At 38.4% G+C, this 19,611-nt stretch carries 16 protein-coding genes; 8 read left to right on the forward strand and 8 right to left on the reverse strand.

The window, feature by feature from the left end:
- Positions 1–47 precede the first annotated feature (47 nt).
- The gene (locus NQT65_RS09285; RefSeq protein WP_024032363.1) at positions 48–1,397 is read left to right on the forward strand and encodes a class II 3-deoxy-7-phosphoheptulonate synthase; all 1,350 of its coding nucleotides are present in this window, start codon (positions 48–50) and stop codon (positions 1,395–1,397) included.
- 59 nt (positions 1,398–1,456) lie between these two features.
- Here NQT65_RS09285 and ppsR read toward each other — a convergent pair whose 3' ends face one another.
- A complete protein-coding gene (gene ppsR / locus NQT65_RS09290; protein WP_256851032.1) occupies positions 1,457–2,266 on the reverse strand; it encodes a posphoenolpyruvate synthetase regulatory kinase/phosphorylase PpsR in 810 nt (269 codons plus the stop codon).
- 154 nt (positions 2,267–2,420) lie between these two features.
- Here ppsR and ppsA point away from each other — a divergent pair, with 154 nt between their 5' ends.
- Complete coding sequence (gene ppsA / locus NQT65_RS09295; RefSeq protein ID WP_054981983.1) at positions 2,421–4,796, forward strand: phosphoenolpyruvate synthase; 2,376 nt, start codon at positions 2,421–2,423, stop codon at positions 4,794–4,796.
- 65 nt (positions 4,797–4,861) lie between these two features.
- On the opposite strand, the gene NQT65_RS09300 is transcribed toward ppsA, so the two are convergent.
- Positions 4,862–5,071 carry a PGPGW domain-containing protein gene (locus NQT65_RS09300; protein WP_126009679.1) on the reverse strand — a complete coding sequence of 70 codons (210 nt, stop codon included), beginning with the start codon at positions 5,069–5,071 and terminating at the stop codon, positions 4,862–4,864.
- Positions 5,072–5,216: 145 nt separating this feature from the next.
- Between NQT65_RS09300 and ydiJ the strand changes: the two genes are divergently transcribed.
- Complete coding sequence (ydiJ, locus tag NQT65_RS09305) at positions 5,217–8,264, forward strand: D-2-hydroxyglutarate dehydrogenase YdiJ (RefSeq protein WP_256851033.1); 3,048 nt, start codon at positions 5,217–5,219, stop codon at positions 8,262–8,264.
- A gap of 143 nt (positions 8,265–8,407) precedes the next feature.
- Here the strand turns inward: ydiJ and NQT65_RS09310 are convergent, their stop codons facing one another.
- Together NQT65_RS09310 and NQT65_RS09315 are read right to left on the reverse strand one after the other, a co-directional pair.
- The gene (locus tag NQT65_RS09310) at positions 8,408–9,607 is read right to left on the reverse strand and encodes a cation:proton antiporter (protein WP_004586308.1); all 1,200 of its coding nucleotides are present in this window, start codon (positions 9,605–9,607) and stop codon (positions 8,408–8,410) included.
- Positions 9,607–10,818, reverse strand: a complete 1,212-nt coding sequence (locus NQT65_RS09315) for a tyrosine-type recombinase/integrase (RefSeq protein WP_054981980.1) — start codon at positions 10,816–10,818, stop codon at positions 9,607–9,609. Before NQT65_RS09315 ends, NQT65_RS09310 begins: the two co-directional genes overlap by 1 nt.
- A gap of 137 nt (positions 10,819–10,955) precedes the next feature.
- On the opposite strand from NQT65_RS09315, the gene NQT65_RS09320 reads away from it, so the two are divergent.
- Together NQT65_RS09320 and NQT65_RS09325 are read left to right on the forward strand one after the other, a co-directional pair.
- On the forward strand, positions 10,956–11,519 hold the full coding sequence (locus NQT65_RS09320) for a lipid-binding SYLF domain-containing protein (protein ID WP_256851034.1): 564 nt from the start codon (positions 10,956–10,958) through the stop codon (positions 11,517–11,519).
- Positions 11,520–11,754: 235 nt separating this feature from the next.
- Positions 11,755–12,459 carry a hypothetical protein gene (locus NQT65_RS09325; protein WP_126008806.1) on the forward strand — a complete coding sequence of 235 codons (705 nt, stop codon included), beginning with the start codon at positions 11,755–11,757 and terminating at the stop codon, positions 12,457–12,459.
- Between the two features lie 47 nt (positions 12,460–12,506).
- Here NQT65_RS09325 and NQT65_RS09330 read toward each other — a convergent pair whose 3' ends face one another.
- The 4 genes from NQT65_RS09330 to NQT65_RS09345 all read right to left on the reverse strand — a co-directional run bounded on the left by NQT65_RS09330 (position 12,507) and on the right by NQT65_RS09345 (position 17,213).
- Positions 12,507–13,550, reverse strand: a complete 1,044-nt coding sequence (locus tag NQT65_RS09330; RefSeq protein WP_126008808.1) for a patatin-like phospholipase family protein — start codon at positions 13,548–13,550, stop codon at positions 12,507–12,509.
- A 139-nt stretch (positions 13,551–13,689) separates the two neighbouring features.
- Positions 13,690–15,096: an alanine/glycine:cation symporter family protein gene (locus tag NQT65_RS09335; protein ID WP_004586317.1), complete on the reverse strand. Its 1,407-nt coding sequence runs from the start codon at positions 15,094–15,096 to the stop codon at positions 13,690–13,692.
- A gap of 126 nt (positions 15,097–15,222) precedes the next feature.
- Positions 15,223–16,134 (reverse strand): citrulline utilization hydrolase CtlX, encoded by a 912-nt coding sequence (ctlX, locus tag NQT65_RS09340; RefSeq protein WP_024032372.1) that lies wholly within the window; start codon positions 16,132–16,134, stop codon positions 15,223–15,225.
- A complete protein-coding gene (locus NQT65_RS09345) occupies positions 16,131–17,213 on the reverse strand; it encodes an ornithine cyclodeaminase (protein WP_256851035.1) in 1,083 nt (360 codons plus the stop codon). The genes ctlX and NQT65_RS09345 overlap by 4 nt, the downstream gene beginning before the upstream one ends.
- 167 nt (positions 17,214–17,380) lie before the next feature.
- On the opposite strand from NQT65_RS09345, the gene NQT65_RS09350 reads away from it, so the two are divergent.
- The 3 genes from NQT65_RS09350 (at position 17,381) to NQT65_RS09360 (ending at position 19,611) form a co-directional block, all read left to right on the forward strand.
- Positions 17,381–17,812, forward strand: a complete 432-nt coding sequence (locus tag NQT65_RS09350; protein ID WP_126008811.1) for an Lrp/AsnC family transcriptional regulator — start codon at positions 17,381–17,383, stop codon at positions 17,810–17,812.
- 74 nt (positions 17,813–17,886) lie between these two features.
- Positions 17,887–18,597 (forward strand): AraC family transcriptional regulator, encoded by a 711-nt coding sequence (locus NQT65_RS09355; protein ID WP_126008813.1) that lies wholly within the window; start codon positions 17,887–17,889, stop codon positions 18,595–18,597.
- A gap of 150 nt (positions 18,598–18,747) precedes the next feature.
- A complete protein-coding gene (locus NQT65_RS09360; RefSeq protein ID WP_126008815.1) occupies positions 18,748–19,611 on the forward strand; it encodes a DMT family transporter in 864 nt (287 codons plus the stop codon).

A 19,611-nucleotide genomic window follows, 5' to 3' on the forward strand; every position in this document is an offset into this window, starting at 1 on the left:
ATACGTTAATTTCTTTATATCAGGTAAAGTAGGAATGAGGAAAGAACATGCAATCGTGGAACCCAAATAGCTGGAGAGAACTGCCAATACTGCAGCAGCCACAGTACCCAGATCAAGAAGAACTGAAAACAGTAGAAAGCCAGTTAAAGAGTGCTCCGCCACTTGTTTTTGCAGAAGAAACAAGAAGCCTCTTTAAACAATTAGAAGATGTATGTGAAGGTCGTGCATTTTTACTTCAAGGTGGCGACTGTGCCGAATCATTTAGTGACTTTAATGCCGCTAATATTCGCGATACATTTAAAACCATTTTACAAATGGCAGTTGTTTTAACATACGGCGGTAAATGCCCAGTTGTTAAAATTGCACGTATGGCAGGCCAATACGCTAAACCACGCTCTGCAGATTTAGAAACTATTGACGGTGTATCTTTACCATCTTACCGTGGTGATATTGTAAATAGCTTTGAGTTTACAGAAGAAGCGCGTATTCCCGATCCACAACGTTTAATGAAGGCATACCACAATAGTGCAGCTACTTTAAACTTACTTCGCGCATTTGCACAAGGTGGCTTAGCAGATTTACACCAAGTGAATCGCTGGAACATGGGCTTTGTAGCCGCTAACCCACAAAAAGAGCGATTCCAACAGCTTGCTGACAAAATTCAGGACGCACTTGAATTTATGGAAGTATGTGGCATTAATTCGACTATTGCGCCAAGCCTTAAAGAAACCGACTTATACACGTCTCACGAAGCGTTATTGCTAGGCTATGAAGAAGCACTTACTCGTCGCGATCACCTATCAGGTGACTGGTACGACTGTTCTGCGCACTTTGTGTGGATTGGTGAGCGTACGCGTCAATTAGATCATGCACACATTGAGTTTTTCAAAGGTATTAAAAACCCTATTGGTGTTAAAGTTGGCCCAGGAATGGACCCAGATGACCTAATTCGTTTAATTGATGCAGTAAACCCAGATAACATTCCGGGACGTTTAACGCTAATTACACGTATGGGTGCCGACGTACTGCCAGAAAAACTTCCAGCACTTGTAAGACGCGTTCAGCAAGAAGGCCGTAAAGTTATTTGGAGCTCGGATCCAATGCACGGTAACACTGAAAAAGCGACATCAGGCTATAAAACGCGCAGCTTTGATAATATCATGCGCGAAATTAGCCAGTTTTTTGCTGTACACAAAGCTGAAGGTTCATACGCAGGTGGTATCCACTTAGAAATGACTGGCCAGCACGTTACAGAGTGTACCGGTGGTGCATACGGTTTATCTGATGATGACCTAGCGCAACGTTACAAAACACAATGTGACCCGCGTCTAAATGCAGACCAAGTATTAGAAGTAGGCTTTTTAGTAGCTGACTTACTAAAAGACGCTCGTAAGTAATAAATATAAACTAAAGCCGCATATAGCGGCTTTTTTTAGCAAAACAGTAAATTAGTTGGTTAGTACTTACGTCGCTCAAGGTTACTGTCTATTAAGATTTTTGCAGATATTTCCTCTACAGAATGATGGGTAGAATTAAAGTATGCAATTTTATGTCGCTTATAAAGCATTTCAACTTCACGCACTTCAATTCGGCATTGTCTTATTGATGCGTATTTAGAATTTGCCATACGACGATGCCTGATTGCAGCCAAACGCTCAGGGTCAATAGTTAACCCAAATAACTTATCTTTGTAAGGGAGTAAACATTTAGGTAGTCCCTCACTCTCTAAGTCGTCTTCAGTTATTGGGTAATTTGCAGCCTTAATGCCGTACTGTAAGGCTAAGTACAAGCTTGTTGGTGTTTTACCGCTTCTGCTAACACCTACTAAAATAATATCGGCTTCAGAAAAGTTTTTAATATTTCCGCCATCATCATTCATAAGGGCATAGTTAACCGCATCTATTCTAAAGTCATAACTTTTTTCATGAATAGAGTGGGTACGATGCATTTTTGGCACTGGCGCAACATTAAGCTCTTTTTCTATTTTTTCACTGTAAGTAGACAAAAAATCATACGCGATTGCATCGGCCGATTTAATAATTTCACTTAAGTTGTGATTTACGAAGGTAAAGAATACAAATGGCTTCTCACCTTCTTTTGCAGCAGTTGCGTTTATTAACGCTTTAATTTCATTTGCTTTTTCTTCTGTTTCTACAAAAGGAATAGTTTTATGATTAAATTCAACCGGAAACAACGACAAAGTCGCGTGACCAAACACTTCGGAGGTAATAGCAGTGCCGTCTGATATATAAAAAGCAGTTCTCATAGTTAACCTTTTTATTACGTTTAATCCCTAAAATGGCTTACTCACGGTTTACGTGAGGTCTAATGCCAGTGTAGAATGAAGGTGACCTTTATAAAAGGTTTTCTTTCTTAACTCTCACAGTTACAACTACAATTTGTTTTTTGGAGAAAGACCCGTGCAAGAATACGTTCTCTGGTATCAAGAGCTTGGTATGCAAGATGTTCCTCGTGTTGGCGGCAAAAATGCCTCACTGGGTGAAATGATTTCAAACCTCGCTAACGCAGGTGTACAGGTTCCGGGTGGTTTTGCCACTACAGCCGACGCTTTCAATGAGTTTTTAGAGCAATCTGGACTCAATGCAAAAATTCACGACATTTTAGATACGCTTGATGTTGATGATGTAAATACACTCGCTAAAGTCGGTGCCGATATCCGCCAATGGATTATCGATACCCCATTCCAACCTAACCTAGACCAAGCCATTCGCGACGCATACAGCCAACTTCATGGCGATACATCAGCCGATGTATCATTTGCAGTACGCTCATCAGCCACCGCTGAAGATATGCCAGATGCATCATTCGCAGGCCAACAAGAAACCTTCCTTAACGTTCGTGGTATCGACTCAGTAATGGTCGCTATTAAACACGTATTTGCTTCTTTATTTAACGACCGCGCCATATCGTACCGTGTTCACCAAGGTTACGATCATCGTGGTGTTGCACTATCTGCTGGTATTCAGCGTATGGTACGTTCAGATAAATCAGCATCAGGTGTTATGTTTAGTATTGATACAGAGTCTGGTTTTGAAGACGTTGTATTTGTTACTTCAAGCTACGGTTTAGGTGAAATGGTTGTACAGGGCGCAGTAAACCCTGATGAATTTTATGTTCATAAACCAACATTACAAAAAGGGTTGCCATCAGTAGTACGTCGTAATATTGGCTCAAAAGCCATTCAAATGATTTACTCAACAGATGAGGCACACGGCAAACAAGTAGAAATTGTTGACGTAGAGCCAAGCCTTTCAAACAAATTTTCAATTACAGATGAAGAAGTGCAAGAACTTGCAAAACAAGCTGTAATAATCGAAAAACACTACGGTCGTCCTATGGACATCGAATGGGCAAAAGATGGAAACGATGGCAAATTGTACATAGTACAAGCGCGCCCAGAAACCGTTCGCTCAAACGAAGATGCCAATATTATGGAGCGTTTTCAATTAAATGGCACAAGCAATGTAATTGCTGAAGGCCGCGCAATTGGTCATAAAATTGGTAGTGGTGTTGTTCGTGTACTTGATTCAATTAAAGAAATGGACCAAGTACAAGAAGGCGACATTTTAGTTACCGACATGACCGACCCAGATTGGGAACCTATCATGAAGCGCGCCGCGGCTATTGTTACAAACCGTGGTGGGCGTACGTGTCACGCAGCAATTATTGCCCGTGAACTTGGTATTCCTGCGGTAGTTGGCTGTGGTAACGCAACCGATTTAATTAAAGCAGGCCAAGAAGTAACGGTATCATGTGCTGAAGGCGATACAGGTTACATCTACGAAGGTATTTTAGATTTTGAAATATTAACATCGCGCGTTGATAAAATGCCAGAACTACCAATGAAAGTGATGATGAACGTAGGTAACCCAGACCGCGCGTTTGACTTTGCACGTTTACCACATGCAGGTGTTGGCCTTGCACGTGTTGAATTTGTAATAAACCGCATGATTGGTGTTCACCCTAAAGCGCTATTAAATTTTGATGCACAATCACCTGCGTTACAAGCTGAAATTACCGACATTATTGCCGGATACGAATCGCCGGTAGAGTTTTATATCTCTAAATTAGTAGAAGGTATTTCAACCCTAGGCTGTGCCTTTGCACCAGAGCGTGTAATTGTGCGTATGTCTGATTTTAAATCAAACGAATATGCAAACTTAGTAGGTGGTGAGCAGTACGAACCTGAAGAAGAAAACCCAATGATTGGTTTTCGTGGTGCTGCACGTTATATCTCTGAAGACTTCCGTGATTGTTTTGCCCTTGAGTGTGAAGCAATTAAACGCGTAAGAAACACCATGGGTATGACCAACATTGAAATCATGATCCCATTTGTACGTACCCTTGAAGAGGGTAAACGTGTTATCGAATTACTAGAAGAGCATGGCCTTAAACGTGGTGAAAATGGTCTAAAAGTAATCATGATGTGTGAGCTTCCTTCAAATGCATTACTTGCCGATGAATTTTTAGAGATGTTCGATGGTTTTTCTATCGGCTCTAACGATTTAACTCAGCTAACACTTGGTCTTGACCGTGACTCAGGCCTAATCGCACATCTATTTGATGAGCGTAATCCTGCGATTAAAAAGCTACTTTCTATGGCAATTAAAACAGCTAAAGAAAAGGGCAAGTATGTAGGTATTTGTGGTCAAGGTCCTTCAGATCATGAAGACTTTGCAGCATGGTTAGTAGAGCAGGGCATTGATTCTGTTTCACTAAATCCAGATACAGTACTAGAAACATGGTTATACCTAGCAGACAAACTTGCTAAATAATCATCAGTACCCGTAACAAATAAAAATGCCAGCTATTATGCTGGCATTTTTGTATGTGGGCTAAATTACCGTGCTAATTTTTTATCTAAATAATTACACGATTTAGTTAAGGCTTTTTGGCAAAGCTTTAAATAATGCCTCGCTTTTGGGTAGTAAAAAGAAAAGGACAGTAACCCCGCCATAAAAAATATCAGCGAGGGGCCTGGCACTACAGCAAAAAACAACCCAAGCAAAATAAACAACACACCTATGATCTGTAATAGTAATTTTTTCATATAAACCTCTGAACATTGGTTTAACTTGATTATAAATACAGAACCTCAAATTACGATAAAAAGAGTGTTACAAACTGTAAAATCTTCAATTTCTATTAGCCATCACCATGATATAATTACACAAATGCCTTAAATTATCGCCGTCATGATAGCAACAATTACACAGCAAGATGCAGCGACCGAGCTTGTCGCAAACTACTTAAGTACACTGAAAAATCAGGGGTTTAGTGGAGACACCGATGCAAGCTATGCAACGCGTTTAACCGCCTCTACCGATAACAGTATTTATCAGCAAATCCCACAAGGTGTTATTTTTCCTAAAACCGAAAAAGACATTCAACTGGCATTGCAAACAGCATCTCGCGACCCATATTTGTCGCTTACTTTTGGCCCACGTGGTGGTGGTACAGGTACTAATGGGCAATCACTCACACCCGGAATAGTGGTTGATTTGTCTCGCTACATGCGCGAAATACTCGAAATTAACGTTGAAGATGGTTGGGTTAGAGTACAAACAGGTGTAATTAAAGATCAATTAAACGACTTTTTAAAACCGTACGGCTTTTTCTTCTCACCCGACTTATCAACCAGTAACCGAGCAACCATTGGCGGAATGATCAGTACCGATGCATCTGGCCAAGGTTCATTAGTGTACGGTAAAACCAGCGACCATGTTTTAGGACTTACTACCTATTTAGTCGATGGCAGCCCAATGGTGACATCACCAATAGACATAGAAAAAGCTAAAGTAATAGCCGAGCAAGAATCATTAATCGGTAGCCTTTACAAAACAGTATTGGAAATTTCTTTAAATGAACGCCAAGCAATTTTAGACAAGTTTCCACGCTTAAATCGCTTTTTAACAGGCTACGACCTAGAGCATGTGCTAAGTGATGACTTACAAACTTTTGATATGAGTAGGCTAATTACCGGATCAGAAGGCTCACTTGGTATAGTTACTGAAGCTAAATTAAACCTAACTCCCATAGCCGAATTTAAAACACTGATAAATATTAAATACGACAGCTTTGATTCGGCACTTCGCCACTCTCCCTTTTTAGTTGATGCGCGTGCAACATCGGTAGAAACAGTCGATAGCAAAGTATTAAACTTGGCTCGCGAAGATATTATTTGGCATTCAGTATCGGACTTAATAACCGATGTACCAAATAAAGATATGCAAGGACTCAACATGGTTGAGTTTAACGCAGTATCACCTGAAGATATAAAAGACAAAGTAAACACACTTTGTACATTATTAGACGAGTGCGTAGCAAATCAAACCAATGGTGTCATTGGCTATCAATTAACCAGCAGTAAAAGTGACATTTTAAAAATTTATGCAATGCGTAAAAAATCTGTCGGGTTACTCGGTAATGTTAAAGGCAGCCAAAAGCCATTGGCCTTTGCTGAGGATACCGCTGTACCGCCAGAAAACTTAGCCGACTACATTGTAGAATTTAGAGCATTACTCGATAGCCATAATTTACAATACGGTATGTTCGGCCATGTTGATGCGGGTGTTTTACATGTACGCCCGGCGCTAGATATGTGCGACCCAGAACAAGAAAAACTGCTTCGTAAAATTTCAGACGAAGTTGTAAAACTCACCGCTAAATACGGCGGCTTAATGTGGGGCGAACATGGTAAAGGTTACCGAAGTGAATACGGTCCTGAGTTTTTTGGCGAGCATTTATTTAAACAACTACGTAAAATAAAAACAGCGTTCGACCCTAATAACAGAATAAACCCTGGGAAAATATGTACTCCCATAGAAAGTGAGGACTCACTAGTTAGTGTAGATGGGCAAAAACGTTCGTACTTCGATAAGCAAATTTCTATCGATGTTAAAACAAGTTTTAACAATGCAATGACCTGTAATGGTAACGGCATTTGTTTTAACTACGACGAAAATTCTCCCATGTGTCCTTCATATAAAGTAACCGGCGATCGCAGGCATTCGCCAAAAGGCCGCGCAACATTAATGCGAGAATGGTTACGACTTCAAGAGTCTAAAAATGTAGATTTGCTCGAAGTAGAAAAAGAGCTTAACAAAGGCGAAGTTATTACCTGGTGGGAGCGTTTTGTTCATAGCCGTGAAAAAAACAAAGGTGTCTACGATTTTTCTCACGAAGTAAAAGAGTCAATGGATGAATGTTTAGCGTGTAAAGCGTGTACAACATCTTGCCCAATTAAAGTCGATGTACCTACTTTTAGAGCACGCTTTTTAAATTATTATCACAGTTATTACGCGCGCCCACTTAAAGATTATTTAGTCGCAAACATTGAAAGTTCGGCGCCTGTAATGTCTAAATTTGCACGCGTGATAAACCCAATTGTTAAAACAAACTTAGTAAGTAGTTTAATTAAAAAAACAGTAGGGTATGTAGATACCCCCCAATTAAGCGTGCCTTCACTTGAAAAACGTGTCGCAAAAGCACATAAATTTAATTTTGAATTATTAAATTCACTTTCAAGCGATGAACAAAATGACTATGTGCTAATAGTGCAAGACCCGTTTACCAGCTTTTACGAAGCCGAGTTAGTGCAAAGTTTTATAACACTTATCACCGCGCTGGGTAAAAAGCCGATGCTATTACCGTTTAAACCTAATGGTAAAGCCCAACACGTAAAAGGGTTTTTGCATGAGTTTAAAGTAACGGCAAAAAATGGCGCAGAGTTTTTAAATAAACTCGCTGATATTAATTCGCCTTTGGTTGGTTTAGATGCATCGTTAGTTATGTGTTATCGCGATGAATACAAAACCATTTTAGAAAATAATCGCGGCGAGTTTCATGTACAACTTGCCCATGAATGGTTACAAACTCAATCGTTTAAATCATTATCGGCTAAACAAAAAACCGATACTGAATTTACATTATTGAGCCACTGTACAGAAACAACCGCTTTACCAAAAGCGGCAAGTGTATGGAAAACAATTTTTACTGATATTGGTTTAACCCTAAATACAACCAATACCGGGTGTTGTGGCATGGCCGGTACTTATGGCCATGAAGCACAAAACCAAGAAAATTCCCGTGCACTGTACGAAATGAGTTGGAAACCAATAGTAGATAAAAATAAACCAGAGCAACTTTTATCTACCGGTTTTTCGTGTCGCAGCCAAGTAAAACGTTTTGAGCAATTTAAACCAAAGCACCCAATAGAGTTGCTCGCTCAGGTACTTAGCTAGTAAAAGTTAAAAATAAAAAAGGCGTAACTTAAAAATAAGTTACGCCTTTTTTATTAATACCAATTCGCTTAGTTAAGTGATTTATTTTAAAGCTAAAAAACGTGTTTATACCAAAGCAATAAATTCGCTAATTTTTATAAACGCTATTTAGATTTTTTAACGAAGCTATCTGCAATTGGCTTTGTACTTATACCATGTATAAACACGCTAAATAAAATAGTGGTCATTGCAATAGTGGCAATATCGTATTTATTTTCTATTTGCGTGTCTATTACCATTAAAGTAAAAACAATAGATGCCAAACCGCGTGGCCCAAACCATGCAAAAGTAAAACGTTCCTTCCAATTAAGTGCTGTAAATTGTAACGATAACATAACCGGAATTATTCTAATTAATGTAGTGCTTAGTAAGGCATACACAATTATATTTGTATTTAATTTGGGTATTACTAAATACGCACAAACAAATCCAAATAAACACCAAATCATTAACGAAGTAAAATCAGCAATGTGCTCTGAATCTTCTATTAGCTCAGCGCGAATGTCAGTTTTAGAAAATTTATCAAATAACAAACCTGCTATAAACACCGCTATAAACCCGCTGCCATGAAAATATTGTGTGATAGAAAACACCGCCATCGCAAAACCTAAAAGTAAAAATGGGCTGGTGCTTTTTGCAAAGTAATGGCGCTGCATTGCAAAATTTAATGCCGGAATAAATATCGCTATAGAAAAACCAGCAATCAATAATGCTAAGCCAAGCTCTCTTGAAAACACACCTAATGTATGTGAAGCAGTAATAGCAGAGTCAGGGTTTTTAGCTAATAAAATAAAAATTAAAAATACGGGTACACATAAGCCATCGTTTAATCCGCTTTCGGTATTTATACCTTCCCTGATTTTTTCGGGCACTTGTGTACTTTGCAATAACCCTTTACTCAAAGCGGCATCGGTTGGTGTAAGTATAATTGCCAGCAGTGCCGATTGAATTAACGACAACTCTGCAAATAAAAATAAGCTAACACCAATACCGCACAATAAAGTTAAGGGTAGGGCAACAAATAATAATAGGCTAGGGTATTGAAAACTATGCCTCAATACACCTAACTTAGATTTAGCCGCATCAGAAAATAAAAATATACTTAGCGTAAGCTCTATCAGTGGTAATAAATAATCTATTCCTGTTTTTAATTTTTCGCCTTCATTAGGAAGTAAAAACGCCAAAAACATGCCGCCAATAACAAAAAACATAGGGCCTGTTATTTCTGTGCGCTCTAACTGCCTTATTGAAATTGAATAAACTAAAAATAAAAAACCAATAAATGCTATTACTAAGTATTCCATTAAATTTTCCTTTTAACGCCTGATTTTGCTCGCTCTTTAATATTTGTTTGAATGTAAATTTGATCGGTTGTCGCAATTTTAGAATGGCCTAAATCTTCCGATAAATGTTTTAGCGGTCGAGTTTGCGCATCATGTGTTGCACCCGTGTGACGAAGCCAATGGGCAGTGGCCGCTTCAAGTTGTTCAGCATCGTCTTTAAATCCGTCATCAAGTAACGATTGCTGAGCTAAATCAAAACTTTGCTGCACTAAACGCCTAATTTGCCTAACGGTCATCCCACCTTGGCCACGAATTTTATGCACCAATGGCTCAGATTCATCAACGCGAGGTAGGGCGGGTAACCCTCTGTATAATCGGTAACGTTTTAAATACTCAACAAAATCATCACTTAACGTAACATCTCGCAGCTTATTACCTTTACCCATAATACGTAAAAACCAAAAACCGTCATTATCTTGCCAAAAGTGTGACATAACTGGCGACCACTGCGGGCGCTCTGATAATTCTGATATACGTAAATATAGCCCTTTTAAACACGCGAGCGTAAATAGGTTACGTTCAAGCTCTGGTTTTTTTTCACATAAATCGCGTGTTACGCCAAATACATATTCCCATTGTATGTCACTTAAAGTGTCTGGGATCTGAATTTGAGATTGAACTACCAAATAGGGGCTATTTTTTTTCACTACAGGCACAAAGTTAGCAAACGTTTTTTCTTCTAAAATAGAAAACTTATAAAATACATTTAGCGCAGTAAACATAGCCGCTAATGTTTGCTGGCTCGCAATTGACTCTTTTAATATAAAAGGGCGCCAATTTTGATTTAACCGACGAATGCCTTGTTCATCTTTGTAACGCCATTGCACCGAAGTTGATGCCCACTTTTTATCTGGCTCAGCCATAAAATCAACATACGCTTCAATGTCTTCGCGCTTTAAACTAAATACAGATTTTTCGGCAATTAGCCAAGACCACAAATAAAATCGTTCAAGCTCATTACGAAAACGATTAAATGTTGCCTCAGATTTTCGGCCGTACACATATAAAAATTGGTATAAAAATTTAAGATCGTCCTTTGATTCAGTTACAGTCAAGCCAACTTGCTGTATAAAGGATGCAAGTTCTGGGTATTCTGAGTTTAGAGTACCGTCGTCAAGATGAGCAATTTGGTATCTTAATTGTTTTAACGTATCAACTAAAGCAACAAGCATAATGTATAAATATTCAATAAAATAATAGACTTACAGCTTAACGCTAAAGTCCGATACTGTCTAGTATTGGACATAGTGAAAGTGTATTTATTTAAACATTGTTGTGTATTGGTATGAATCTTATTAAGGAAAGTTTTATGAAAAAATTTATAGTGTTAGCCCTACTTACAATAAGTGTATTACTAACAGGTTGTGCTACTACAGGCAGTGCTTCACCTAGCGAAAAACGCGCTTTAGTACAAAGTATGAAAAACAATACCCTCGACAAATTATACGCACAAAAACCCGATGTTAAAAAACAAATTGTCAATTCTGCCGGTTACGCCGTATTTGATAACGCAAACGTAAATGTCGTTTTAGCTAGTTTTGGTGGCGGGTACGGTGTAGTAAAAAATAACTTAACGGGTAAATCAACCTACATGAATATGGGTGAAGCCGGTTTAGGGCTTGGTTTAGGCGTTAAAGATTTTAACGTTGTTATGGTTTTTCATAACCAAGCGGCAGTAAATAGATTTATTGAACACGGTTGGGCCTTTGGCGGAAACGCAGATGCAGCAGCAAAATACGAAGATAAAGGTGGAGCACTGGTTGCAGAAGCCATTGCCGACCAAGTTACCGTATATTCTTTAACCGAAAATGGCCTTGCACTTCAAGCAGTATTAAAAGGCACTAAATTTTGGGTAGATTCTGAGCTAAATTAACACCTAATTACTCTCCTAAAAGCGGGCTGGTTTGTGTAATCACGCTCGCTTTCTTATAAATTACTTAATTTAACATAACGTAATTTATGGGTTGTTATTGCTAGTTTGATTTATAATCATATGCATAGATAAAGTATTCAGTAAAGAAGAAACGGATAATTTTATTTATTATTTATCTAACTAATAAAGGGATTTTTCTTTATACTTAGTAAGTATCTCAAAATGGATTGATAATATGAAACAAGCTTACTTGCCAAAAAATAAACCTTTGAATTTGATTGTTTTTCTTTCAGCACTAATTTTCATATCTATTCATTTTTTTTCAAGTCATATCCCTTCAGTTGTACCTTGGGGACAAGAATTTGAAGATTTAGTGTACCGATTATCTTTTTCTATAATACCAAGTTACATATTTTATTTCATTGTAGTTCATCAAAAATCAAATAATGATAAAAAAAATCTAGAGCCTCTTATTGCTGGGTATAATTCACGAATCATAAATATTCATTTGAATCTTTTTAACGCTATTCACAATAAGGCTAACGTTGATATGAGCGAAGGTCACGTAGAGTTTCACACTGACAAAACTCTTACGAAGTTAACTGAAGAAAGTATCGAAAATACTCTTAAAAACATAAATATTTATTCAGATTCGCCTAAGCGTTTTATTGATTGTACATATATGAATTGGGTTGATTATTTAATCGATAACTGTCAACAAATTGAGAATGCAATTGATAATCTAATGCTAATTTCAGCTCATTTAGATAGTGTGTACATAAAAACTTTATATAATATTAAAACTTGTGAACTTATTAAAATAGTCAATAATCCTACATTTAGATACACACCACATTATGAAAACACATTTATACTTTATAAAAAACTTTTCCATGATTTTAACTTAAATATTCTTGCTCTCAAGAAGCTTATTTCTTAGGATTCTCCAAATGGCAGCTCATTTTTTATGAATAGTTTTTAGTTTTATCAAGTGATTAATCTAAAATTAGTTTTCCTTATTAATTTTTTATCAAATTCTTCCGCCAGTTTCTCAGTTTCACTAAAAACAGTATTCCAATATTTAATACGTGTGTCTGCATCAAGATCTGTGAAGTCGTTCCTGTCTGGGATTTTTCCGTAAGGTAAGCCGGCTATAAATTTTTTTGATGGGGTGATCATCACCACGTTATCGTAATTTTGTGCTGCTACTTTACGTTTTAAATTTTTATCAAACCACCCTGCTTTTGGCTCGCTATTAAAATGCGGATATAAAATTAAGCCAGGGTTATTAATTTTTAAATCAAAGTGGTAGTCAATTATTCCGCCATCGCGATAAATACCGGGTGGCGAGCCTGCAATATTTTTTATGCCTTGCATAACAAGGGGTATAGAGCCTGATGCAAGTAAGGCATCTTTTAAATTTATTTGGCTAAGTGGTATGTTTTGCGTTTTAAAATTATAACTGTCGGTTATTGATAAATTGCTGTTGGGCACACCAAAAATAAATCGCTCGTACTGCGAGCCTAATAATTTTCGGTTTACGCGGTTGAGCATATAACTTTTTGATAAACCTAAAAGTTGAATTAATTTATTTTCACTGGCTATAAACCCATTCGATTTTGCCACTATAAAATGCGCTTTAAAAATAGGATTATTTAAAATTTCGGTTACGCCGTGCTCACCAAATACATCATCTAATAATGCGCGAGCTTTTAGTGTAATTTCAGCAGGTGTTGGTTTATTACTAGAATAGCGCGTTTGCGAATACGATTTTGCTAATCGCTCAATGGCAGCAACGGGGTTGTTTTGTGCAAAACAGGCTGATCGAAATGCGCCAGCAGATGAACCAATTAAGTTAAGTGGTTGGGTTCGTTTTTTAAAAAATTCACCAAAAATATATTTGTCTAAGCCAAATAATGTAAACCATTTAGGCCCGCCACTTGCCCCTAAAAAAGAGGTAAATAACTCGGGTTTAAAGCCCTGCTCGTTAATAATTTTTGCTGCTGTTTTACCTGCGTGAATGTCGATCATTAAATCAATTTACCTTGCTATTCTTATATTTTAGTGCTGTTCACACAATCTAAATTTGAATAATTATGCAAAATTAAAAAGCGATTTTATGTTGCCATAAAACCGCTTTTTATCGTTAAAATTGCTTAAAGTACGGGAATCAATCCCAAATGCCGCTTTCGCATTTGCCCTGTACTTTTACGTCTTTTACTTTAAATTCGGGTTCTATGCCTTTTTCTCTTTGTGTGTTGTAGTCGCGATTAACAGACAAAATAGTTGGCGTGAGCAATATAATAGCGATTACGTTTACCACTGTCATTAACCCTAACGCTATATCGGCTAAATCCCAGACTTCTTTTAGAGATGCCGATGCGCCCCACAGCATCATTGATAAATAAAGTAATGTATAAATTGTGCGCCCTACTTTGTTATCGAGCTTAAATAAATGCAGGTTACTTTCAGCGTAAGCATAGTTAGCCACTACCGAGGTAAAAGCAAATAAGGTTATGGCTGCTGCAACAAAATACACACCGCCTTGTGCTAAATGTGCGGTCATGGCGCTTTGGGTTAAACGTATGCCTTCCATTTCGCCGCTTATATCTACATCGGCCAATAAAATAACCACCGCGGTACAGCTACAAAGTACAATTGTATCGAAAAACACGCCAAGCATTTGTATATACCCTTGTGTAACTGGGTGATTAGGCATTGGGCTAGCGCTTGCTGCAGCATGCGGCACACTACCTGCGCCGGCTTCGTTAGAATATAATCCGCGTTGTATACCGTTTTTAATGGCAGCGCCCATTGCTCCTGCGCCAGCTTCTTGTAAACCAAACGCTGATAAAAACACATCTTTAAGCATGGCAGGCACTTGCGGTAAATTCATAATCGTAATAATAACCGCCGCGGCTACAAATAATATGCCCATTAGTGGCACTACTCGCTCGGCAAAGCGGGCAATGGCTTTAAAGCCACCTAATATAATTGAGCCTGCTAATACGGTAATAACTAATCCAGAATAAAAGGTAGGTACTTGAAAAGCATAGTTAAGGGCGTCGGTTATGGTATTGGTTTGCATGGCACTAAAGGTAAAGCCATAACCTAAAAATAAACACGCGGCAAACACAATAGCAAAGGCACGGCTGCCCAAACCTTGTTGAATATAATAGGCGGGGCCGCCTCTAAATTCGCCACTACTATCGCGTACTTTATACACTTGCCCTAATACACTTTCGGCAAAGCCGGTTGCCATGCCGAGTATGGCTATAACCCACATCCAAAATATGGCGCCGCTTCCGCCTAGTGAAATTGCAACAGCGACCCCGGCTAAATTACCTGTACCTACACGGGCACACAGGCCTGTACACAATGCTTGAAATGATGAAATGTCGTCTTTTTTACACTTGCTACTGCCTTTTAACAGGCTAAACATGTGTTTAAATTTTACTATTTGAATTGCTTTTAAACGTACCGAAAACCAAATACCTGCAAACAGTAGTATGTAGATTAGTATTTGGCCTTCTCCCCATAATAGGCCATTTACACTTTTTACTACGGTATCGAACATGGGCTAATCCTTTTGTATTTATTATGTTTTTACTCAGCGCGTAGTTGAGTAATTGGCATTTAATAATGCATGTTAGCCATAGATTAAGGCAGCTAAGCTGCCTTAGGATGTTGACTTAGTGGTAGGTTATTTACTTTGCAGGTGTATGCCAGCAATCATGCATCTAACCGAACCTCCCGCCGACTCTATGGTTGGTATAGGTAACGGAACAAGTTTAGCTGTTTTTTGTATTGCTGCTTTTTGCTCGGTTGTAAGTGCATTAAACGCCGTTTGTGAGAGTGCTAAAATACGACCATTTGTACCTTGTAACTCTATTGCGTTGCCGCAAAAGCTACTTATTTGCTCATTAGTTAAGTTTATTACTTCTAAATGGCTTTGTATAAAATGGCTAGTTAATTGTTTGTGCTGACTATTTGGCACCATATTTAAGCTGATCATGGCAAACTCTGTAGCTACACACATTAATACATTAGTATGATAAACCGCAGTACCTTGCTCATCGTAGGCGTTAAATACAACAGGTTTTAGCTTTAATTGCTCGCACACTGTATTAACCACGGTTTTAGTAGTGCGCTTAGATTCTACTGCATAAGCAAGCTTATGGGGGTGGTCAATAACAAGCGATCCTGTGCCTTCTAAAAATGCATTTTCTTTCGCTAAAAATGAATAATCAGTCACAGACAACACTTTATAGTGATTAGTCAAAAAATCAATAATATCTTTTCGATATTCTAACCTTCTGTTTTCTGCGTACATTGGGTACATAACTAGCTCGCCACTTTGATGGGTAGAAAACCAATTATTTGGAAACACAGAATCGGGCGTGTGTGTATGTTCGTCTTCAAAAAGATGAACCGTTACGCCCTCGTTTTGTAATAATTTAACCGCATTAGTGACTTCGTCAAAGGCAAGCTGGCTCTGGTTTTGTGAGTTACAGGTACTTTGAAACGTGTTGTCTAACATGGTTTGTGGATTAGATGTAAAGTGATGCGGGCGCACCATCACCACCGCTGTTGGGGCTTGCTTTATGTGGCTCATGCGACTTGCTCTTGCTTAGGTGTTTTTGATGGTTGTGTACTATTAAGTACCGAAAATAAATTACGCGGATCAGCTTGTTGTGTAATTAAATCAAGTAGTTCAAACTCACCCGCAGCCACCAGCGCGTCTTTAATATATACCAGCGCGGTAAAGTCTTCGCTTGCAAAGCCTACCCCATCAAAAATAGTAAGCTCGTTGTTACTTGTACGCCCAGGTGTTTGTTTATTAATTACTTTATGAAACTCTGTTACGGCAAAGGTTTCGCTCATTTGCTGTATTTCGCCCTCTATTCTGGTTTGCGGTTCGTACTCTACAAACACATTTGCGCGCGTTAATAATTGTGAATCAAGCTCTGTTTTACCAGGGCAATCGCCACCAATGGCATTTAAATGCACGCCCTGGGGGATCATATCGCTGGTTAAAATAGTGGCATTTTTTTTATCGGCTGTGCAGGTTGTAATAATGTGCGCGCCTTGTACGGCCTCTTCTGCGCTATTGCATAGAGTTACATTTAAACCGTAACCACTTAAGTTGTTGTAGGCTTTTTGTGAGGCATTTTTATCAATATCGTATAAACGAATGTGAGTAATGCCTAATACGGCTTTAAAAGCTAATGCCTGAAACTCAGACTGTGCACCATTACCAATTAATGTAAGTGTTGTTGAGTGCTTAGGCGCTAAATACTTTGCCACAAGCGCCGATGTGGCCGCTGTGCGTAAGGCTGTTAGTAAGCACATTTCGCTGATCATAACCGGATAGCCGCTATCAACATCCGACAAAATACCAAACGCGGCCACGGTTTGAAGTTCCTTAAAGGTGTTTTTTGGATGACCATTTACATATTTACAGCTAAACATTTTACCGTCGCTTACGGGCATAAGCTCTATTACGCCATCAGGAGAGTGCGCTGCATAACGGGGCGATTTATCAAATTCGTCCCAGCGAGCAAAGTCCTGTTCTAATCTTTGAGTAAGCTCAAGCAATACGTTTTCTATTCCGACTTTATTTATAAGTTTGGCCATTGCCTGTACGCTAACAAATGGAACACCTTGTTTAGGTTGTGCGATAAAATGACTCATAAATACCTCTTTAATGACTAAATAAATTAATTGAAATAAGTTTATAGGCCACAGGTGTTACTTAAAATGCCAAAAGTTTATACAAATAATAGTGTTTTTTAGCAAATTGCTATGCAATAAAGTACAAATTTAGTAATTTGTAATAAACACATAACCCAAGGCGTTTTATGACCCCTTACATTTACGACTCATTAGATAACGCATTAATAGCCGAATTACGAAAAGATGGCCGCGCTTCTATTTCAGCCCTAGCCGATGTTTTAAAGGTGTCGCGCGGGACAGTGCAAAATCGCTTAGACCGTTTAGTCTCATCCGGCGCTATATTAGGCTTTACGGTGCGTGTACACGAACACATACAAACCGAAGCTGTAAGAGCAATAATGATGGTGGAAGTGGTGGGTAAATCTACATCGCAGGTAATTAAAACCATGCGCGGCATACCAGAGCTAACAAAGTTACATACAACCAATGGCGCTTGGGATTTAGTGGCTGAAATACAGGCGGCAAATTTAGGTGAGTTTGATGGCGTACTCAGGCAAGTACGCGAAATAGAAGGCATTTTAAATAGCGAAACCAGTATATTATTGTCATCTACTTAGGTTTATTAACGCTATGTTTTACTTAAAGTATGTTAGGCAATACTCTGTTTATGTATTAGGTATTGGAGTAGGCAATGAATAAGCTTTCTATTCGGTATTATTCGCAAGATATAAAGCGCCACCAGCACAATTACCATCAACTCGTTTTACCCCTACACGGGGAAATTTTTATAACGTTAAATAATGACTTTAAAACAACGGTGAGTACGGGCAGTTGTATCGTTATAGAGAAAAACGTAGTACATGCCTTTACGGCCGATGAAGCCGCGCGTTTTATTGTGGCAGATTTAGATGCGCTCCCTGAAAACCTTATTAACCTTTTATGCCCTAAAATCTCAATAAATAGTCGTTTATTAAGTTACTTACAGTTTATAGAGCAGCAACTGCTCGTTGTTAGCGATGAAAAGCTTACTAATTCAACTTTTGATTTATTTTACTTATTACTTTGTGAGCAAAGCAGCCACAGTAATATTGATAAACGAATAGATAATGTAATAACCACTGTAAAGCAAAATTTAGCCTACCCCTACACGTTAAAAGAGCTGGCCGATATAGCCTGTTTAAGCGTTACACAATTTAAAACTGTGTTTAAAAAAAGTACCACTATGAGTGCGCTGCAATATTTAACTATGTTGCGAATGCAGCACGCGCGCGCCCTTTTAACCCATTCAGACTTGCCGATTGCTTTAGTAGGCGAGCGCATTGGTTATAACGATGCCTCTGCGTTTAGCCGCCGGTTTAATTTATATTTTGGACAGCCACCGAAGGCGTTTGCAAAGCAGTAATATAGACAACCTAAACACGAGATAATAAAGCAAGCTCAAGCAGAGCGTAGGTTAAATAGCGTCAGAGCAAACAATAACACCGTCTTTTTAGCATATTTTTAAAAACCTATATTGATACACTCAGTACATAGTATTTACGGAGGGTAATTAATGGCAACACACATAGGGTTTTTAGCAATATTTTCGTGGGGGCTTTTAGCTTTACTAGGTAATTTAACCAAAGCGCTCCCGGCTTTTCAGTTACTTTTTATGTGCTTTGCACTTTCTTTTATTATTTTATTAGTAAAACGTTTTGCTACAAAACAGCCATTATTAACCCCTCCAAAGCTTTCTAAAAAACAAATGATAATAGGTGTGACTGGCTTATTTGGTTTTCACTTTTGTTATTTTATGGCTTTAAAATACGGCCCTTTAATAGAGGTAAGCTTAATTGTGTACCTTTGGCCATTATTACTGGGTGTATTTGTGGCTACCCCTGGGTCTAAATTTAAAGCAATATTAGGCGGATTACTGGGGTTTTTAGGCACGCTTAGTTTAATTACCGATGGCAGTGGGCTATCTATTAATAGTGAGTATTACTTAGGGTATTTTTTTGCAGGATGCTGCGCTGTACTGTGGTCTAGTTATTCTTATTTAATGTCGCAATTTAATAGCCAAGTAGATGACATAGGCTGGCTTTCGCTTATTGTGGCTGTGCTTGCCCTTTGTGCACATTTTTATTTTGAAACAACCGTTACTAGTTTGTCTGTTTCACAATGGCTAGGCGCTATTTTATTAGGATTAGGCCCAGTGGGAGGTGCATTTTATTTATGGGATCATGGTTTAAAATTTGGTAACCGATCGCTATTAGCCTCGTTAAGTTTTTTAACGCCGGTGCTTTCTACTTTTATTTTAATACTCGCCTCTCAGGCTCCTTTTAGTTGGTCAGTATTTATTGCTTTAGCGCTTATTTTATTAGGCGCGGTAATTAGCAATAAAAAGCCATCGATAAGTTTAAAAAAAGCAGAGCTTTAA

The organism is Pseudoalteromonas agarivorans, assembly GCF_024518735.1.
Taxonomy (GTDB): domain Bacteria; phylum Pseudomonadota; class Gammaproteobacteria; order Enterobacterales; family Alteromonadaceae; genus Pseudoalteromonas; species Pseudoalteromonas atlantica.

What these genes read in the sequence shown, in the direction of transcription:
- ppsR (WP_256851032.1), bottom strand. Translation starts at nt 2,266, where the DNA reads ATGAGAACTGCTTTTTATATATCAGACGGCACTGCTATTACCTCCGAA.
- NQT65_RS09320 (WP_256851034.1), top strand. Translation starts at nt 10,956, where the DNA reads ATGAAAAAATTTATAGTGTTAGCCCTACTTACAATAAGTGTATTACTA.
- NQT65_RS09285 (WP_024032363.1), top strand. Translation starts at nt 48, where the DNA reads ATGCAATCGTGGAACCCAAATAGCTGGAGAGAACTGCCAATACTGCAG.
- NQT65_RS09325 (WP_126008806.1), top strand. Translation starts at nt 11,755, where the DNA reads ATGAAACAAGCTTACTTGCCAAAAAATAAACCTTTGAATTTGATTGTT.
- NQT65_RS09335 (WP_004586317.1), bottom strand. Translation starts at nt 15,096, where the DNA reads ATGTTCGATACCGTAGTAAAAAGTGTAAATGGCCTATTATGGGGAGAA.
- NQT65_RS09300 (WP_126009679.1), bottom strand. Translation starts at nt 5,071, where the DNA reads ATGAAAAAATTACTATTACAGATCATAGGTGTGTTGTTTATTTTGCTT.
- NQT65_RS09315 (WP_054981980.1), bottom strand. Translation starts at nt 10,818, where the DNA reads ATGCTTGTTGCTTTAGTTGATACGTTAAAACAATTAAGATACCAAATT.
- NQT65_RS09355 (WP_126008813.1), top strand. Translation starts at nt 17,887, where the DNA reads ATGAATAAGCTTTCTATTCGGTATTATTCGCAAGATATAAAGCGCCAC.
- NQT65_RS09310 (WP_004586308.1), bottom strand. Translation starts at nt 9,607, where the DNA reads ATGGAATACTTAGTAATAGCATTTATTGGTTTTTTATTTTTAGTTTAT.
- ydiJ (WP_256851033.1), top strand. Translation starts at nt 5,217, where the DNA reads ATGATAGCAACAATTACACAGCAAGATGCAGCGACCGAGCTTGTCGCA.
- NQT65_RS09330 (WP_126008808.1), bottom strand. Translation starts at nt 13,550, where the DNA reads ATGATCGACATTCACGCAGGTAAAACAGCAGCAAAAATTATTAACGAG.
- NQT65_RS09345 (WP_256851035.1), bottom strand. Translation starts at nt 17,213, where the DNA reads ATGAGTCATTTTATCGCACAACCTAAACAAGGTGTTCCATTTGTTAGC.
- ctlX (WP_024032372.1), bottom strand. Translation starts at nt 16,134, where the DNA reads ATGAGCCACATAAAGCAAGCCCCAACAGCGGTGGTGATGGTGCGCCCG.
- NQT65_RS09360 (WP_126008815.1), top strand. Translation starts at nt 18,748, where the DNA reads ATGGCAACACACATAGGGTTTTTAGCAATATTTTCGTGGGGGCTTTTA.
- NQT65_RS09350 (WP_126008811.1), top strand. Translation starts at nt 17,381, where the DNA reads ATGACCCCTTACATTTACGACTCATTAGATAACGCATTAATAGCCGAA.